We start from the raw sequence: 16,670 nt of genomic DNA on the forward strand, positions 1-16,670 counted from the left end.
TCATGACGCTGATCGACGTCAACGACACCCGACTGTGGGTCGAGCGGTTCGGCGACCCTTCGCTTCCGCCGGTGCTGCTGCTGCACGGCCTGTTCTTCAGCGGGGACATGTATGCGGCACAACTCCCCTTGCTGACCCCGCACTTCCACTGTGTCACGATCGACTCGCGCAGCATGGGCCGCAGCCCCCGGGCGCTGGGAGGCCACGATGTGGACGGCCTGTGTGCGGACGCGCTGGCCGTGCAGGACGCGCTGGGGCTCGGACCGGCCCACTGGGTCGGTTCGTCGGTGGGAGGTGTGATCGGCATCCGGGTCGCCTCCCGGTGGCCGCAGCGGGTGCGCTCGCTGGTGACCAGCGGCGCGTCCGCCCACGCGGAGCCGTTCGAGAAGGTCTCCCGCTACGACGCCATGATGGAGGACTACGTACGCGACGCCGCTGACGCCTGGCCGCGGGTGGCGCCGGTGCTGTACGCGCCCCGTTTCCTCACGGACCCGGCACGCGGTGCGCAGGTGGAGGCCCAGCGCCGCGCCTTCGTCGACAATGACGGGTCGGCCATTCAGCGTGCGGCGTCCCCGATCTTCCGGCGGGTCGACATCCGGCACATGCTGCCCCACGTGGCCTGCCCGACGCTCGCCCTGGTCGGCGAGCAGGACGCGGCCAACCCGCCGTCGGAGTCCGAGGCCATCGTCTCCGGCATCAAGGGCGCGCGCATGCATGTGTTCCCCGGCGTAGGGCACCAGCCCAACGCCGAGACGCCGGAGGAGTTCGGCACCGTGATCCGCGACTTCCTGCTGGAGTGCGAGGCGGCGGCCGCCTCCTGACCGAGAGACCACCGGTGCCGCTGCCGCTCCACCGGATGCCGGGCCTCTCGGTCGTTCCCGAGGCCGGCAGGCTGTCAATGTCTCTCACGCGAAGATCCACGCCCTCTCGGTGAGCGGGCCATAGCCGCACTGAGGACTTGGCGGCTGGGCCAGGAGGTCCTGCCGGTCTGCCGGGAGACGCCGCCACCGTGTGCCGGGCTCACGGCGTCGAGTCCTCAGCAGGCCGGACAGGAAGTGAAGGGCCGACTGGCGAAGGCGGTCAAGACGGAAAGCCCGGCGTTGGCAGGCACTCACCAGTCGGCCCGACGCCGACCACTGTCTGGCGGGCCGGCGCCCGGTTCTCTTCCTCGGCCCGGACTTTCAGCCCGACCTCCGCCAGAACAGGTGGTGCGCAACGCCGCTCGTGCTGGGTACGACCTCGAGATGGAACCGATCAAGCAACTCATCGGGTGACTGCCAAAGCCGGATCCCAGAACCGAGTTCCACCTGCGAGACCGCCACATGCATGGTGTCGACGAGGTCGGCATCGAGGAACTGCCGGATGGTGGTGACCCCGCCGCCGAGTCGGACGTCCTTGCCCTGCGCCGCCTCCCGCGCCTGTTCGAGGACCGTGATCGGGTCGCCGTCGACGAAGTGGAACGTGGTGTCGGAGAGCGTGATCGGGGGACGCTTGTGGTGGGTCATGACGAACACCGGGGTGTGAAACGGGGGCTCGTCACCCCACCAGCCGCGCCAGTCCTGGTCCTGCCAGGGCCCACGCTGGGGGCCGAACTTGTTGCGGCCCATGATCTCGGCGCCGATGTTGCGTGCGAAGTCCCGCGTGAAGTAGTCGTCGAGGCCGCGGCTCCCTCCGGGGTCGGTGCGCATGGGCCAGCTCGCCGTGGCGCCGGCCCAGGCGAACAGCCTCTCGGGATGGGCATAGCCGAAGGGACTTTCGAGGCTCTGGTGCTCACCGGCACCGATTCCGTCACGTGAGACGTTGAAGTTCATGACTCTCAGCAGCTGATCCACGTGTCTCCTCCACCAGGTCCTGTCGCATCCCGGGTATGGCGATGCGCTCCACAACAGGACGTCGAACGGGCCCTGGCCGGATCGACAGCGGTCCGTAGCCCTTTTTCCCAAGGCGTGCCCGGCACGACGGTCCAGTGCGTCGCGCCGCGCGCCTCCGTATCCTTCAGTCGTGGAGCTGTTCCGGTCTCGCGGCCGAAATGACGACAGGCAGATGCCGAGACGCACCTTGGAGCAGGTTCTGGCCCTGTACCAAGCCGGGTGCTATGCGGAGGCGGAAGCCGAGGCCCGCGCCGTGGCTTCGGCCCGGGCCTGGCCGCGCGAGCAGGCACCGCTGGCTCTGAGCATCGCCGCGATGGCGGCGTATGACCAAGGCCGCCACGCCGAGGCCCTCGCCATGTACGACGAACTGCTGCCGGTCTTCGGAAGGATCTTCGGCGCGGCACATCCGCAGACCCTGGCGCTGCGCTCGAACCGCGCCCGGACGCTGACCGCGCTCTCCCGGCACGCCGAATGCGAGGCGGAGTGCGCGGCCATCACCCGGGCCGTGGCCCGCCGTAGAGGGTCGGTGATGCGGGACATAGCGGCGGCCGCCCGGAACGGACTGATCCAGGCTCTCAACGGGCAGGGCCGCCACCCGGAGGCCGAGGCGCATGCCCGCGAGGTCCTCGCCGCCAAGCCCGCGGCGGGCCGGCACATCATGGTCCTGCGGCTCGGACTGGCCCGCAGCCTCGACGGCCAGGCCCGCCACGAGGAGGCTCTCGCCGAGGCGGAGCGCGCCGACGAGTTGCGACGCAGCCTGCCCGAGGAGGACCACCACCCCGAGACGGGCGCCGTGGAGCTGGCCGTGGCCACCGCCCTCCTGGGCCTGGGCCGCCGCAGCGAGGCCCGTATCCGCGCCGCTGCCGCCCACGGCGCCTGCCTGGCCGCCTTCGGCCCGGACCACCGCCGCACCGTCGAGGCCCGCGAACTGCTCGACCGAATCGATGGCGCATGACCGCTACGGGGTGAACACGTCCACGGCCGGCGGCCTGACATCCACGGCCGGCGGCCTGACATCCACGGCCGGCGTCGGCATCCTGGCCGCGTGACTGAAAGCCGGTCCGCGGCCGGACAGCGGCTTCCCGCGTCTACGGGTCATCGATGACGCGGGCGGGAAGGCGGCCGGATACACCGGATCCATAGGGGAACGCCCAGCGCCATGCGGGTCCGGCTGCCGCCACCTGCATGATCCTCCATGGGCGCGCCGCCCAGGCCGGACCGTAGGCACCGGCGAGGCCCAGCGCGGCGACGCCCGTGCTCGCCGCCTTCGCCAAGGACGCGCCCGGCACCGAAGCCGCCCTGAAGTACTGCCTGATGGGCGCCCTGCTCGGGGTCACCATGCTCGCCGGCACCGCCCTTCTCCACGGCGCCGGCCACGCCACCCTCTACCGGGAACGGCAGGCCTCCCTTCAGGCCGCGCCGTACGGGCTCGTGGCCGTCGGACTGGTGGCCGTCCTGACCGGGCTGCTGTTCAAAGCCGGTGAGGTACCCGCCCACTTCTGGGCAGTCGCCACCGCCTACACCGCCGGAACCGTGTCCCTCGCCCTCGGTCTCGCCGGCGGAACGGTGCTCCCCTTCGGAACGGGAAACCTGCTGCCGTGAGGGACCACGAATCGTCCAACGGCTCTCGGGTTCTTACGAGACTCTGACCCGGCGGGTGGATCCTGCCGTCGCTGCCGCCCGACGCGCGAGGATGGTTCTGTCCGACGCCCGGCATGAAGGGCGTCACGGCGGTACGGGAAGCGGCTGCCGCGTACCGGCGCCCCGGGCCGATCCCGGGGCGCTCCGCTGCGTCCGGCAGGGCACCGCCGCCGATCACGCGGAGCGGGAGAGCTGTTCGCGCACCCACCCAGGATCGGGGTTGGTGTGCGGCCGGCCCGCCACGACGACGGTCGGCACCGTCTCATTGCCGTCGTTGGCCGCCCTCACCGCCGCCGCCCCGGCCGGGTCACGCCGGATGTCGACCCAATGCGCCTGGCGGGCACTACGACCCAGCCGGATGCGAAGCCGGAGGCAATAGGTGCAGCCCGGCCGCCAGAAGACGACCGGCCGGCCGTCGGCCGCGCTGCGGCGTTGTGCCTCCAGCGCACCGATCGACCTCGGGAAGACCAGAGGCGAGTTCACGCCCGCGAGCAGCACGAACAGCAGCAGGACTGCCGCGGCTGCGACGGGGGTTCCGAGGAAGACCAGCCCAGCCGCGAGCACCGAGCCGTAGAGCACCAGCAGCATCGGCAGGATCCAAACGCGCATCACGAGGACGAAGGCTACCGACGAGCCGACATGCTCCTCGAACCGGGCCGCGCCGCTCCCGATCGTCAAGGGTCCCCGCACCTGTCCCGTTCGCCTGCCGGCGCGCCGTCACTGCCCGCGTGCAGTCCGTGGCAGGTGGCAAGGGGTCTCCCCGGAGAAAGGCGCTGAGGCAGGGGAGCGCCTGTGGCGGGTACCTGCGAGCCGCAGATCGTCAAGAAGCGCCAGCGGCGTCTTCTCTGGGGGCAACCGTGTGGCGCGAGGCGAGTGGAGACAACTTTGTGCAGCTCAGCGCCGGTGTGAACGACAGTATCGTGTGCAACATGTGTGGCGCTACTTGTCGTGAGAGTCGCTGAGTATCAGCAGCGCTCATCTCCGCCGGGCAAGGCTGGTTGATCGCCCCTGGGATTCACACGAATTCGACTACGGTCGGGCGCATGGATCGCCTGTCCGAGATCACGTTCCTTCTGCCCGGCGCACCCGAATCGCGTAGGTTCCTCGACGAGCTGCGCTCGCTGTTCGCCGAGGTGGCATACGCCGATTTCACCGGGGATGCGAGCACGGCCGACGGGGTGGGTGACCGCCTGACCCTCACCCCGCCGCAGCCCGCCGATGCCCGTCCCGTGACGATATTCGAGCTGGCCAGCGTGCGTGCGCCTGAGATCGTCCTCGACACAGGCCACTCCATCGGTGGGTGGGGTGGCACTGACTCGCACGAGACGCGGGTCCTGCCGGCCCGGATCGAGATGGCAGAACTGACCCGCCGCATTGCCGGGCACGTCAAGCGCGTCGATCACACGGGCGTGAACGTGCCCGCCTGTGCCACTTCACCCGAGCAATGGAGCGACCTCACCACTGTGCTCGCCTCGGCGTCCACCATGTACCGCTATCCCACCGGTGAGGACTGGCCGTTCGTCCTTCCGTCGGCATCGGATGAGCTCATTGACGACATCCGTGACTTCGTCGTCGGCCGCGAGCCTAGGTTCGAGCTGGTTTACGACCAGTGGCTGACGCAGACGCAGTGGCAGTTCGCCCTCTGGACCGACCTGACCCGCGCGGACCTGGAGCAGATGTTTCCTGAGCCCGAAGGGATGACGTTCCCGGAACTTGAGGAGATCTTCCGCGTCGTACCAGTCCTCAGTCCCTGGCCAGGCCTGGATATCCGATTCGACCTGTGCTACCGGATCGAAAACGGTCCGTCCGACTGGGAAACCGGCGAATGGCTCGTCACGAAAGGCGGCCGAATCCGCTGACACCGACGCGATCCGGCCGCCATGGGGACCGGATCGCCTCGTCTGCGAACTCAGCCGCGTTGGTTCGGAGCTCTGGTCAAGTTCCGGTTCGCCTCCCTCGCGGCATCGAGATCAGATCGGGCCTCCTCCAACGCGGAGGTCAGTTCCACACTTTGCTGCTCCAGCCTCGTGATCTTCCGCTGGGGCTCCGAGCCCGGACTCCTGCCATGCCTGAGCACCCAGCGCCTGCGACAGTCGCTTCTCCAACTGCTGAATGCGGGCGGCCAAGCGGGTGTTGCGAGCCTGGGCGTTGGCGAGGTCGGCCTGGAGCGAGGCCCGGCTCACCGGTGAGCCGCCGGCCAGGTCCTGGGCTGCCGGTTCGAGTTCTGCGGCGTGGACGATTTCGAGCAGGTCGCGGTGACGGTAGAGGAAGCTGCGGTCCACTGCGGCTTACCGGGCGATGGCCGAGACGCTGATCAGGTGCCATTCTTCGCGGCGTTTTTCACCGCTGTGGCAATCTGCTGGCGGCGGCGCTCAGTGCCCGCTTGACGGCCCTCACGCATGGCGGGGATCACGGCAGCCTCCAGGGCCTGACATCAGGAAGCGGCTGCCCCACACGGGGCATGCCCAGCATCACCACACGGCCGCGGCGGACCACGGCGACGGCTTCCTCGATCTGTGCACGTTCCTCTTCCGACAGGTCGCACGTGTTCGGAGTCCAGCATCCCCTGTGCTTTGCGCCAGACCCGGTTGCCGCGACGGTCGAACTGCAGGGCAGTGACCCGGTCGACGGCCTCGCGTCGTCGTTCCTGGCTGACGCGGTAGTACGCCTGAGTTGTGGAGAGTTCACGATGATCCATCAAATCCATGAGCACATCCGGGGCGATGTCGCTGTCCGCGTGACGCTGCGCGAAGGAATGCCGGTAGGCGTAGGGGAAGAACTGGACTTGTCGAACGGCAGCATCTTCGTCACGAGCTGCCCGTCGACCAGCACCACGACCGGCATCATGATGTCGGGCAAGTCATCGACCCGCGCTCGGTGAGCCTCGCCGATCGAGCCGATCGGCTTCGTCCCCGCGGGGTTGGCCACCGGACTCGGCAGCAGTTTGAGCTTGCTGGTCGGGGTGTCGGGGAACCGCTCACGTACCCGTTCCCGCTGCGCCGTGATCACGGAGGCAGTCGCCTGCGCGATCGGCAGACGACGGCCCAGCCGGTAGTTCTTGGAGTTGTCGTAGACCATGACGAGCGTGCCGTCCGGATCCTCCACAGACAGCGCGAAGTCGGCCGGCAGCCCCTCCAGCACTTCTCCCGGGCCGGTGAGGCCCATGACACGAATCCGGTTCACGATCTTGCGGACATAGCGGATCACGTTGACACGGTGGTGAGCTCCGAAGACGCCAGTCTCGGCGAGGAACGCGCCCCGGCCCCAGAAGCTGACCATGTCCGTACGACTCAGGAGCCTCAGCTGACGTCCTTCGTCCTCACGCTGCAGCCGCAGGCTCTCCGAGAGCTGTTCCATCCCGCGGATCATGTTCTGCATGGGGCCGGCGACGTTCCGGCCGCGTCGTCGCGGGAGTTCGTCATAGGCCCAGACCTTGACCGCTTCGCGGAGGGGCAGCTGATGGATCTTGGTGAAATCCGCTTCAATTTTCGAGATTGTGACCGCAAGGTCTGAGCCGGTTCGAGTCCGGTAACCCGCGACGGTGCGGCTCTGCTCCGGAGTAGCGGTGCCCCTGCCGAAAATCTCATCCGGCCTGGTGGTAGCCCTGGCGGGGGTGCGCGGGGTCGGGGACTCGGGTGCTCGGAATGGGGCGTCTCGTACGGCTGGTGACTGCCCCGGCATGATGGTCCGTCGTGCTGCTGCGACTGGCCTACCTCACCGTGACGAACGCGTTCGCCCTGCTGCGTCTGTTGCCGATGAGCGACCAGGACAAGGACGCCGAGATCCTCGCCCTGCGTCACCAGATCACGGTCCTGCGGCGCCAACTCGGCGAGGAAAAGGTGCGGTTCACAACGAGCGATCGGGCGTTCCTGGCGGCGTTGCTGAACCGGCTTCCGGTGGAGGCGCTGCGCCGGGTGCGGCTGTTGGTGCGGCCGGACACGGTGCTGCGCCGGCACCGCGATCTGGTCGCACGCCGCCACGCTGCCGCCTCACGGCCCAAGCGCCCGGGAAGACCGCGGACCGTGCACTCCATCCGCGCCCTGGCCCTCCGATTCGCCCGGGAGAATCCCAGCTGGGGCTATCGCCGCATCCATGGCGAACTCCTCGTTCTCAGGATCCAGGTCGCGGCCTCCACTGTCTGGGAGATCCTGAAGGAGGCCGAGATCGACCCGGCGCCCGAGCGGGCCTCCAGCACCTGGGCGGACTTCCTGCACTCCCAGGCCGACGCCCTGCCGGCATGCGACGTCCTGGAAACGGTCACCCTGTCCGGGGCACGTATGTATGTGTTCGCGGTGATCGAGCACGCCAGCCGCCGGATTCGGATACTCGGTGCCACCGCGCACCCCACCGCCACGTGGGTGACGCAGGCCGCGAAGAACCTCGTCATGGACCTCGAAGACGCCGGCTGCCGGGCCAGGTTCCTGATCCGGGACCGCGACGGGAAGTTCCCCGCCCTGTTCGACACCATCTTCAACGATGCGGGGGGATCGAGGTGATGCTCAGCGGCGTGCGGATGCCGCGCATGAACTCGATCACGGAACGCCGGGTACAAACCTGCCGACGCGAACTGCCGGACCGCACCTTGATCTGGAACCAGCGGCACCTTCTCCATGCACTACGGAAGTTCGAAGAGACTACAACTCCCACCGGCCGCATCAGGGCATCGCCAACGCCCGCCCGCACCCCCCGTTGCCAAAGCCGATCACCGATCCGGAGCAGATCACCCACCTCGACATACGACGACGCGAACGACTCGGCGGCATCCTCCACGAGTACCAACATGCCGCCTGACCTCGACGGATGAGGTTTCGGCAGGCGCATGCACAGGGGCACGGCCTCGGTACAGCGACCAGTGTCCGGAGCCTGCACGTCGTCGGCCAGAGCACCCGCTACGGCAGCGGCGTCGTCGGGGTCATGTGCGCGGCCCGGATCATGGGGCGGGCGCTGATGTCCGAGGTGTACGGCGGCGCCGTTCTCGGGGATCCGTTGCTGCTGCCGGACCGGGGGCTGACTGGGACCTGCTGGCCGTCTCCCGCGGCGCCGCCCGGGCCACCGCCCGCGGTCTGCCGCAATTGGACAGGCCGCGCACGGCGGGCCGGGACGCCACCACGGAGGACGGCGTCCGCCCGGTCAGCGCTTGACGGCGAAGGTCATTCCGTCGGCGTAGGGGATCATGCTGAGGTCCACCCGGTCGTCCGCGTACAGCTTGGAGTTGAAGGCGCGCAGCGCCCGGGTGCTCTCGTCCTGCACGGATGCGTCGGCCACGTCCCCGTCCCACAGGACGTTGTCCGCTACGAGCAGACCACCCTGCCGCAGCAGTGTCAGGGCGCACTCGTAGTACTGCTCATAGCCGGGCTTGTCGGCATCGATGAAAGCGAAGTCGTACGACCCGGCGGCGCCCTCCTCGGCCACGAGGGCGGCGAGGGTGGCCCGGGCGTCACCGACCCGGAGGTCCACCTTGCCGGCGACCCCGCCTCGCTCACAGTAGTCGAGCGCGATCTTCGTCCACTCCTCGTTGATGTCACAGGCTGTGACGGTGCCGTCGGCCGGCAGCGCGAGCGCCGTGCTCAGCAGGCTGTAGCCGGTGAAGACGCCGACCTCGAGGGTCTTTCGGGCACCCGTCGCGCGCAGCAGGGTCCGCAGGAACTGGCCCTGCTCCGGCGAGATCTGCATGTTGCGCTCCGGCATGGCCGCGGTGAACTCGCGCAGGTCTTGCAGGAGTTCCGGTTCCCGCAGGGAGTGGGCCGTGACGTAGTCCCGTACGGCCTCGGTCACATCCAGATGGATCCTCATGGTTGTACACCTCGTTCTCGAGAGTTGAAGCGGCGGGCCGATGCGGGCGGCCGACGGACGGGAACCGCCGGACGGTGTCCAGGAAGCCCCGGACATCACCCGTCAACTGCGCCACGGAGTCGGCGACGAAGAGCACCGGTTGGCACTGCTTGGCGCTGTACTCCTGGTTGATCACATCGGCCATGGAGAAGCCCCGGAGCTCGACATGGCGGAAGGATTCCAGCTCAGCCACAGAGGACAGGATCGCCGCGCCGTAGGCGCGCAGCTCGCCGTCCTCCCGTACCACCCCTGTCTCGATCGTGAACCAGAAGAGACTGCACACCGCCTTCACGGCTTCGTCGGTGCTCGCCCGCAGGGTGGCCTGGCCGAAGGCCCGGTACAGGTCCCGAAGACGGTCGGCGAGCATCACCGCGTGGCCGACGAGTTCGTGGATGAGGTCCGGCTCCGGCGAGTGGAACGGCGCCCTCGGCGACCGCAGGTACTGCATCGGGGAATCCGGGTCTGCAAAGCTGAGCGGTGCAGAGGTGTCCCCGGGCTCGGCGGGTGGTGACACAGCGTGTCCGTAGCCTCTGATTGTCGGTGGTGCGGAACCTGAACGCGTTGCGGGCGACGAGCTTGATCACGCGGTTGACTCCCTCGCTCCTGGCGTTGCTGTACCCGGTGTCGATGAACGCTTCGATTTCGGGCCACCAGCGGTCCTCTGCGTCCAGGAGCGTGTCCACCGCCCCTTCTCCCGCCGTCCGGACTGCGCGTACGCGCAGGCAAGGTCGGCGAGGTGGTGGGCGCGCCGCTCGCGGGGGAGGGCGGCGCGGGCGTCGTCGGTGATCTCCAGCGCGACGGCCACGGCGTCCGCGCCCTCCGACAGCTGCACGTGCGCGGCGACCCGGTACCGCTTGGCGTTGGTGCCCGAGAACGCGGTGAACAGGGCGTTCCCGTTGCCGGCGTCGCCGAGCTCGGCCGCGTGCTCGTCCGCCTGGTCCAAGAGCTCGGGGACCACGCGGGCGTCGTGGGCGGCCCGGCGGTCGTCGCGTTCGGCTGCCACGGCCCGCGCCATCGAGGCCTTGAGGTACAGCATGCCCAGCACGCTCAAACCGTCGGCGCCCCGCGCCTTGAGGGCGGGTTCGAGGCGGGCGGCGGCCGCCACGGAGAAGTCAGCGGTGGCGCGGGCCTGCCCGTCGGCGGTCATGGCGTCGGCCAGATGTCGGCAGGCCGACGCCATGATGACCGGGCAGCCCGACCGTTCGGCCGCGGTGAGGGCGCGGTGGCCGGCGATCGTGGCGAGTCCGCCGTCGCCGAACTTGATCGAGGCAGCTTCGCGGACCGGCAGGCGCTTCCTGGCCGAAGGGCACCTCGATACGGCACCGTGCGCCTGTGACAGGCTGGTCCCGTTCATCGTGCACGCGACCGCGCTGCTCCGGCAGGGTGGCGCCAGTGCCGGGGAGCTGCTGATTGCCCGGTAGCCGACGTGGCCGTGAGGTGTGGGGGGATACAGGGATGGACACGGAGCGGATGCGGCAGGCGCTTACGGGCGAGTCCGGCTCCGAGCGGGCAGAAACGGAGTGCGATGCCGACTCGGCGGAGTCGCGGTTGCCGTGGGAGCCAGGGGCGCCGGAGACCGAGGGCGAGACCGGTGTCGGGAGAGAGTCGGCCGGGCGACCCCGCGGTAAGGGTCGGTCCCGTCGCGCCTGGCTGAGCTGGGTCCGGCGGGTCGCCCTCGGTCTGCTCCTCGCCCTCCTCGTGTCCGTCCTCGCCGCCGCGGCCGCCTTCCGGCTGAACTACGCGGGTGACCCGGCGCCGGGGACGTACACCCGGAATCGGGACGCTCTGTGGCTCGGCCACGCCTGGGTCGACGGACGTAAGCGCAACACGGACCTCGATGCGCTCGCGCGCCGCCTGCGCGGCACCGGAATCCGCGACCTGTACGTGCACGCAGGCCCGCTGGAACACGACGGCAGGCTGCCCAAGTTGGCTTACAGGAATGCGCGTTGGCTGATCAACGCCGTACACCGCGAGCTACCCGGCGTACGCGTCCATGCCTGGCTCGGCGACAAGCTCGCGAGCGAGGGACCCGTCGGCCTGCGACTGGAACGGCAGGTGACACGGGCCGCGGTGGTCGGTTCCGCCCGCCAGGTCCTGGCGGCCGGGTTCGACGGCGCCCATTTCGACCTGGAGCCCCTGCACTCAGGCGACCGCGACTACCTCACCCTCCTCGACGCCTTGCGCCGCGTCACCAGGGCCCGCCACGTCCCCCTCTCGGTGGCCGCCCCGCAGATCGACCCTCTCCCCGCACTCCACTCCTTGGCGGGTCTCACCGGACACCCCAAGTGGTGGTCTCAGCGGTATTTCGGTCAGGTCGCGCGCCGGGTCGACCAGATCGCGGTGATGTCGTACGACACGGCAATGCCGCTCCAGAGCCTGTACGGAGGCTATGTCGCCCAGCAGACCTCCCTGGCTCTCGAAGTCACCCCGCCCTCGACGGACCTGCTGATCGGCCTGCCCTTCTACCACGAGGACGACATCGGCCATCACGCGTCCGCCGAGACGGTCACTGCCGCTGTCCGTGGTGCCCGACTGGGCCTCTCCCGCACGGACGCGGACCGCACCCACTTCGGCGTCGCCCTCTATGTGGACTTCGCCGCGACGCCGGCGGACTGGGCGGCGTACCGCGAGGGCTGGGTGCGTCCACGCAACGGCTGATCGTAGAGGGAATGTGATTGTCGATTGCCGCATCCATGATCAGGTGAGGTTCGACAAGTGGAGCGGCCCCTGCGCAACGACCGTATCGTTGGTCGTCAACTCGCCCCGGGGATTCGTCCCCCACCGGGATCCACCGAACCGGCGCCCTCAACAGCCGGAACCTGCCCGGCAATATCAATGTCAGTGCCGCTCCGTAAGGTGAAGCCATCATCTGGACGGGCCAGAGCCCATGCCGGGTTTCGCGATCCCGGACGGGCCCTGGCCGGGAAGCCGCGTCTCCGCAGGGCGCTGCCGCGGTCCCACGGGGAACGATCAGAAGGGGGTTGGCGCGATGGGCGCAACGGCGAAGGACCGGCTCAAGAAGCATTTTGTGAACCATGTCGCTCTCGTCATCGACAAGTCCGGCTCGATGAGGGGGCACTCGGAGCAACTCATCCGTGTGGTGGACGAGTTCGTGAAGGGGCTGGCGGAGGAGTCCGACAGGCTCGGCCATGAGACCCGGATCAGCCTCTATGCCTTCGACCATCTGGTCGAGAACCTGGTGTGGGACATGGACGTCAAGCACCTTCCGTCCATGCGCGGCCTGTACACGGTCGAGAACCGCGCGACCGCGTTGATCCAGGCATCGCTGAAGGCGCTCGACGACCTCGGCCACATATGGGAGGAGTACGGCGAGCACAGCTTCCTCCAGGTCGTCGTCACCGACGGCGAGGAGAATGCCTCAGGAGCCGACACGACGGGCGCGCGCCACGACACCCTTCCCGGTGGCCGCGCCGTCCTGGACGAGTGGCGAGGCAGGATCACCGACAAGATGAACAGCCTGCCGGATCACTGGACCTCGGCCATCATGGTGCCGAACTCCCTGGCCAAGCGCACCGCTCAGCAGTACGGCTTCCCGACGGGCAACATCTCCATCTGGGACGCGGACTCGGCACAGGGCGTCGAAGAGGCGATCGGCACCGTCAAGACGGCCGCCACCAGGTTTCTGCGGGACCGCGAGCAGGGGGTGCGCGGAACCAGGAACCTCTTCGCGATGGGGCAGGAGCTGAGCTCGGCCGAGGTGAAGTCCAGCCTCCAGGCCCTCGACATCGGCAAGTATGTGCTGATCCCTGTGGACCAGCAGACGTCCATCCGTGATTTCGTCACCAGCGCAGGGCACCAGTACAAGACCGGCTGCGCCTTCTACGAACTGTCCAAGCGCGAGAAGATCCAGGCCAACAAGAAGATCGCCGTGGCGGAGAAGGACCCCGCCACCGGCCGGATGACCGGAAAGGTGTTCACGGGCCCCGCTGCGCGGCAGCTCCTGGGCCTGCCGGAGACGGAGGTGACGGTGACGCCGGGGAGCAACGCGGCATACACCGTGTTCGTCCAGTCGACGTCGGTCAACAGGAAGCTGGTCCCGGGAACGAAGCTGCTGGTTCTGCTGTAGCCGGGAGTTCCCGTTCAGCACCCGCCGATCACGGCCGGGGGGCGGAGGCCGGCCGCGGACGCCGCTGCCCCGGCGGACCACTTCACTGCGAGGTCATCCGCAGCTCAGCGAGGAGTCGCCCAGTCGCCGTGGTCGTTGCCGTCGCCGTTGCCGTCGCCGCCGTCCCCCCGGACAGGTCGAGGACCTGCCCGCCGGTGACGGGCACGTCGATGGTGAGGGGCGTCGCGTGCCGTTGAGGACGGGGATGGCGGTGAACCTGCTGCACCGTCCGGCGCGTTAGACCATGACGTCGCCGGGCGAGTTGGTGCCCAGGCCCTTGGCGTAGGCGGTACCGCCGAGGTCGTGCGGAGTGCCGTCGTTCGGCGCGGTGCCGCCGATGCTCTGGTCGCGCTCGACCGGGTCCCATCCGTCGCCGGCTGACAGGAACGGCAGAACGAGGCGTGGCGAAGCATTGCCCTCCGGGGGGTATTGGCAGGCGTCGCCGACACCTTAGGATCCCTGCTGCTCGAAGTACCGATCGCTGTACGGAATGTCGAACAAGGTCGGTTGGCGGCTTCGGTGAGCTGCCCTGCTCCGGCCGTACGCAACGCAACAGTCCGTCACAAAGGAATGAGCCGCATGCCTTCAGAAGCCGGAGTGCCCCGCAGAACCGTCCTCTCCGTCCTCGGCGCCGCCTCCCTCGCGGGGACCTTCGCCGCCGCTCCCGCCGCGGCCGCCGGACCCACCGGCCCAAACGCAAGCACCGTTGCCGCGGACCTCCCCGCCGCAGCCGCCCACTGGACCTTCGACGAAGGCTCCGGCACCTTGGCCGCCGACTCCTCCGGCAACGGGCGCACCGCGACGCTCCAGGGCGCGGCCGGCTGGGACACCGGCAAGACCGGCACCCACAGCCTGAGCCTCACGGCAGGCGGCAACGCCGTGGCGTCCGGGCCGGCCCTCGACACCTCCGAGGGGTTCTCGGTGGGCGCCTGGGTCAACCTCGCTCAACTCGGCGGCTATCAGACCGCCGTCAGCATCGACGGCAAGGTCGTCAGCTCCTTCTACCTGGGGCTGCGCGACGACACCGGCACCTTGGCCTTCGCCCGGCTCGACTCGGACGCCACCCAGAGTGCCGCGGTGGCGGCCGCCGCTTCGGCGCCCACCACCAACACCTGGACCCATCTGGTCGGCGTCAGCGACCCGGCCGCCGGCGTCATTCGCCTCTACGTCAACGGCGTGCTGGAGGGGGAGACCGCCTACACCGCAGGCTGGGCCGGCAGCGGCGCCACCGCCATCGGCCGTGCGCTCTACGGCGGTGGGCACGTCGACCAGTGGCACGGCCTGATCGACGACATACGGATGTTCCCGTCCGTCCTCACCCCCGACCAGGTCGCGGCGCTGGCCGGGGTCCCCGTGGAGACAACGACGCCGCTGCTGAGCGTGGACGTCGGCAACCCGGCGCATGCCGTGTCCCCCGTCCTGCCCGGTTTGATGTTCGAGGACATCAACCACTCCGGCGAGGGCGGCATCTACGCCGAGCTGGTGCAGAACCGCTCCATGATGGCCGGTGACACCACGCCCGTCCACTGGTCCGCCGTCGGTGGAACGACGCTCGCACTCGACACCACCACTCCGCTCAACGCCGCGCTCGACCGTTCCCTCAAGGTCGTGCTGCCGAGCGGCGTGGGGGCCGGAAACCGGGCCGGCGTCGCCAACGACGGCTTCTGGGGCATACCGGTGCGGCCCGCAACCGCCTACACCGCCCGGCTGTTCACCAAGGCGTCGCGACGCATCGGCCCGCTGACGGTGGCCATCGAGTCGGCGGACGGCGCGACGGTGTACGCGTCGGCCCGTGTGCCCCACATCCGTACCGCCTTCCCCGGCCGCCCGTTCGAGCTGACCCTGCGCACCGGTTCGCGCACCCCCGTGGTCGGCGACGCACGGCTGACCGTCACCACGGCCGACCCCGCCGCCGCGGGGGAGACCCTGTGGCTCCAGCATGTGTCCCTCTTCCCGCCCACCTACAACAACCGGGCCAACGGTCTGCGCATCGACCTGATGGACAGACTGGTCGCCCTGAAGCCGAAGTTCCTGCGCTTCCCCGGCGGGAACTTCGTCGAGGGCAACACCATCGCGACACGTTTCGACTGGAAGAACACCATCGGTCCGGTCTGGGAGCGCCCCGGCCACATGGACGACGCCTGGGGCTACTGGTCCACGGACGGACTCGGACTCCTCGAATACCTGGAATGGGTCGAGGACATGCACGCGCAGCCGGTCCTCGCCGTCTACGCCGGCTACTCGCTCAAGGGTGAACACGTCACCGGTGACGCGCTCAAGCCGTTCGTCCAGGACGCACTCGACGAGATCGAGTACGTCACCGGTCCCGTCACCAGCATCTGGGGCGCACGACGTGCCGCCGACGGACATCCGGAGCCCTTCCCGCTGGAGTTCGTGGAGATCGGCAACGAGGACTGGTTCGACTCCTCGGGGTCGTACGACGAGCGGTTCACGGCCTTCCACGACGCGATCAAGGCGAAGTACCCGCATCTGAAGCTGATCGCCACGACGTCCGTGACGAGCCGTACGCCGGACCTGATCGACGAGCACTACTACCTCGCGCCGTCCGCCGCCCAGGCGTCCACCCACAAGTACGACAACCGGGACCGCAGTTCGACGAAGGTGTTCGTCGGAGAGTGGGCCGCGCAGGAGGGCCGGCCCACACCCGACCTCAACGCGGCGCTCGGCGACGCCGCTTGGCTGGCCGGGCTGATCCGCAACTCGGACCAGGTCCTCATGGAGTGCTACGCGCCGCTCTTCTCACACGTCAAGAACAACGTCTGGGCCACCAACCTGATCGCCTACGACAACCTCACCAGCTATGTGTCGCCCAGCTACTGGGCACAGCACATGCTGACGAGCAGGCTCGGCGACACGGTACTGCCGGCCACCGCCCGTGCGCTGCCCGGCCTCGCCGCCGTGGCCACCCGCTCCGGGGACCGCCTCTGTCTCGCGGTCGTCAACTGCGGGACGGAGAAGACGAGCGTGCCGGTCGAACTGAAGGGGCTGGCCAAGGGGGTCGGGAAGCAGGCCACCGCGACGGTCCTGACCGGCCCCTCACGCACCACCACCAACACGCTCGCGGAACCCGACACGTTGGTGCCCAGGACGAGCACCGTCACCGGCGTGGCGGCGTCCTTCACCAGCACCGTGCCGCCGCTCTCGGTCACCGTGCTGGAGCTCGTCCTGACCTGATCGCA

General features: G+C 69.1%; 13 protein-coding genes and 3 pseudogenes. 8 read left to right on the forward strand and 8 right to left on the reverse strand.

The features are described from left to right. The first annotated feature begins 2 nt into the window (after window positions 1-2). Entirely contained in the window at window positions 3-821 is an 819-nt protein-coding gene (locus ACZ79I_RS34805; protein WP_471502948.1) for an alpha/beta fold hydrolase, read from the forward strand. Window positions 822-1,181: 360 nt separating this feature from the next. Here the strand turns inward: ACZ79I_RS34805 and ACZ79I_RS34810 are convergent, their stop codons facing one another. Further along, window positions 1,182-1,832, reverse strand: coding sequence for a dihydrofolate reductase family protein (locus tag ACZ79I_RS34810; protein ID WP_471502950.1), 651 nt, complete (start codon window positions 1,830-1,832; stop codon window positions 1,182-1,184). 211 nt (window positions 1,833-2,043) lie between these two features. Here ACZ79I_RS34810 and ACZ79I_RS34815 point away from each other — a divergent pair, with 211 nt between their 5' ends. Both ACZ79I_RS34815 and ACZ79I_RS34820 read left to right on the forward strand, forming a co-directional pair. Then, window positions 2,044-2,826 carry a tetratricopeptide repeat protein gene (locus ACZ79I_RS34815; RefSeq protein WP_471502952.1) on the forward strand — a complete coding sequence of 261 codons (783 nt, stop codon included), beginning with the start codon at window positions 2,044-2,046 and terminating at the stop codon, window positions 2,824-2,826. 299 nt (window positions 2,827-3,125) lie between these two features. After that, a complete protein-coding gene (locus ACZ79I_RS34820; RefSeq protein ID WP_471502954.1) occupies window positions 3,126-3,473 on the forward strand; it encodes a proton-conducting transporter transmembrane domain-containing protein in 348 nt (115 codons plus the stop codon). A 213-nt stretch (window positions 3,474-3,686) separates the two neighbouring features. Here the strand turns inward: ACZ79I_RS34820 and ACZ79I_RS34825 are convergent, their stop codons facing one another. Then, window positions 3,687-4,124, reverse strand: coding sequence for a glutaredoxin domain-containing protein (locus tag ACZ79I_RS34825; protein WP_471505397.1), 438 nt, complete (start codon window positions 4,122-4,124; stop codon window positions 3,687-3,689). A 431-nt stretch (window positions 4,125-4,555) separates the two neighbouring features. On the opposite strand from ACZ79I_RS34825, the gene ACZ79I_RS34830 reads away from it, so the two are divergent. Then, on the forward strand, window positions 4,556-5,371 hold the full coding sequence (locus ACZ79I_RS34830) for a hypothetical protein (protein WP_471502956.1): 816 nt from the start codon (window positions 4,556-4,558) through the stop codon (window positions 5,369-5,371). 111 nt (window positions 5,372-5,482) lie between these two features. On the opposite strand, the gene ACZ79I_RS34835 is transcribed toward ACZ79I_RS34830, so the two are convergent. Both ACZ79I_RS34835 and ACZ79I_RS34840 read right to left on the reverse strand, forming a co-directional pair. Next, on the reverse strand, window positions 5,483-5,794 hold the full coding sequence (locus ACZ79I_RS34835; protein WP_471502958.1) for a hypothetical protein: 312 nt from the start codon (window positions 5,792-5,794) through the stop codon (window positions 5,483-5,485). A gap of 415 nt (window positions 5,795-6,209) precedes the next feature. Beyond that, window positions 6,210-6,890 carry a hypothetical protein gene (locus tag ACZ79I_RS34840; protein ID WP_471502960.1) on the reverse strand — a complete coding sequence of 227 codons (681 nt, stop codon included), beginning with the start codon at window positions 6,888-6,890 and terminating at the stop codon, window positions 6,210-6,212. 314 nt (window positions 6,891-7,204) lie between these two features. Here ACZ79I_RS34840 and ACZ79I_RS34845 point away from each other — a divergent pair. Continuing rightward, window positions 7,205-8,303: pseudogene (locus ACZ79I_RS34845) on the forward strand (integrase core domain-containing protein). A gap of 339 nt (window positions 8,304-8,642) precedes the next feature. Here the strand turns inward: ACZ79I_RS34845 and ACZ79I_RS34850 are convergent. The 3 genes and pseudogenes from ACZ79I_RS34850 to ACZ79I_RS34860 all read right to left on the reverse strand — a co-directional run. After that, on the reverse strand, window positions 8,643-9,305 hold the full coding sequence (locus ACZ79I_RS34850) for a class I SAM-dependent methyltransferase (protein ID WP_471502962.1): 663 nt from the start codon (window positions 9,303-9,305) through the stop codon (window positions 8,643-8,645). A gap of 73 nt (window positions 9,306-9,378) precedes the next feature. Then, window positions 9,379-9,792: pseudogene (locus ACZ79I_RS34855) on the reverse strand (phenylalanine 4-monooxygenase); the annotation flags it as partial. Between the two features lie 133 nt (window positions 9,793-9,925). After that, window positions 9,926-10,027 (reverse strand): annotated as a pseudogene (locus ACZ79I_RS34860) (hypothetical protein); the annotation flags it as partial. A gap of 772 nt (window positions 10,028-10,799) precedes the next feature. On the opposite strand from ACZ79I_RS34860, the gene ACZ79I_RS34865 reads away from it, so the two are divergent. After that, complete coding sequence (locus ACZ79I_RS34865) at window positions 10,800-12,002, forward strand: glycoside hydrolase family 18 protein (protein ID WP_471502964.1); 1,203 nt, start codon at window positions 10,800-10,802, stop codon at window positions 12,000-12,002. A gap of 331 nt (window positions 12,003-12,333) precedes the next feature. Then, the gene (locus tag ACZ79I_RS34870; protein WP_471502966.1) at window positions 12,334-13,431 is read left to right on the forward strand and encodes a vWA domain-containing protein; all 1,098 of its coding nucleotides are present in this window, start codon (window positions 12,334-12,336) and stop codon (window positions 13,429-13,431) included. Between the two features lie 276 nt (window positions 13,432-13,707). On the opposite strand, the gene ACZ79I_RS34875 is transcribed toward ACZ79I_RS34870, so the two are convergent. Continuing rightward, a complete protein-coding gene (locus tag ACZ79I_RS34875) occupies window positions 13,708-13,863 on the reverse strand; it encodes an NPCBM/NEW2 domain-containing protein (RefSeq protein WP_471505398.1) in 156 nt (51 codons plus the stop codon). A gap of 186 nt (window positions 13,864-14,049) precedes the next feature. Here ACZ79I_RS34875 and ACZ79I_RS34880 point away from each other — a divergent pair, with 186 nt between their 5' ends. Beyond that, a complete protein-coding gene (locus tag ACZ79I_RS34880) occupies window positions 14,050-16,665 on the forward strand; it encodes a LamG-like jellyroll fold domain-containing protein (protein WP_471502968.1) in 2,616 nt (871 codons plus the stop codon). Window positions 16,666-16,670: the final 5 nt, after the last annotated feature.

It is taken from the genome of Streptomyces sp. PSU-S4-23 (genome assembly GCF_055632315.1).

Bases quoted from the DNA above. Each gene is read 5' to 3' on its own strand.
- ACZ79I_RS34805 (WP_471502948.1), top strand. From the start codon at position 3: ATGACGCTGATCGACGTCAACGACACCCGACTGTGGGTCGAGCGGTTC.
- ACZ79I_RS34815 (WP_471502952.1), top strand. From the start codon at position 2,044: ATGCCGAGACGCACCTTGGAGCAGGTTCTGGCCCTGTACCAAGCCGGG.
- ACZ79I_RS34830 (WP_471502956.1), top strand. From the start codon at position 4,556: ATGGATCGCCTGTCCGAGATCACGTTCCTTCTGCCCGGCGCACCCGAA.
- ACZ79I_RS34840 (WP_471502960.1), bottom strand. From the start codon at position 6,890: ATGCAGAACATGATCCGCGGGATGGAACAGCTCTCGGAGAGCCTGCGG.
- ACZ79I_RS34850 (WP_471502962.1), bottom strand. From the start codon at position 9,305: ATGAGGATCCATCTGGATGTGACCGAGGCCGTACGGGACTACGTCACG.
- ACZ79I_RS34865 (WP_471502964.1), top strand. From the start codon at position 10,800: ATGGACACGGAGCGGATGCGGCAGGCGCTTACGGGCGAGTCCGGCTCC.
- ACZ79I_RS34870 (WP_471502966.1), top strand. From the start codon at position 12,334: ATGGGCGCAACGGCGAAGGACCGGCTCAAGAAGCATTTTGTGAACCAT.
- ACZ79I_RS34880 (WP_471502968.1), top strand. From the start codon at position 14,050: ATGCCTTCAGAAGCCGGAGTGCCCCGCAGAACCGTCCTCTCCGTCCTC.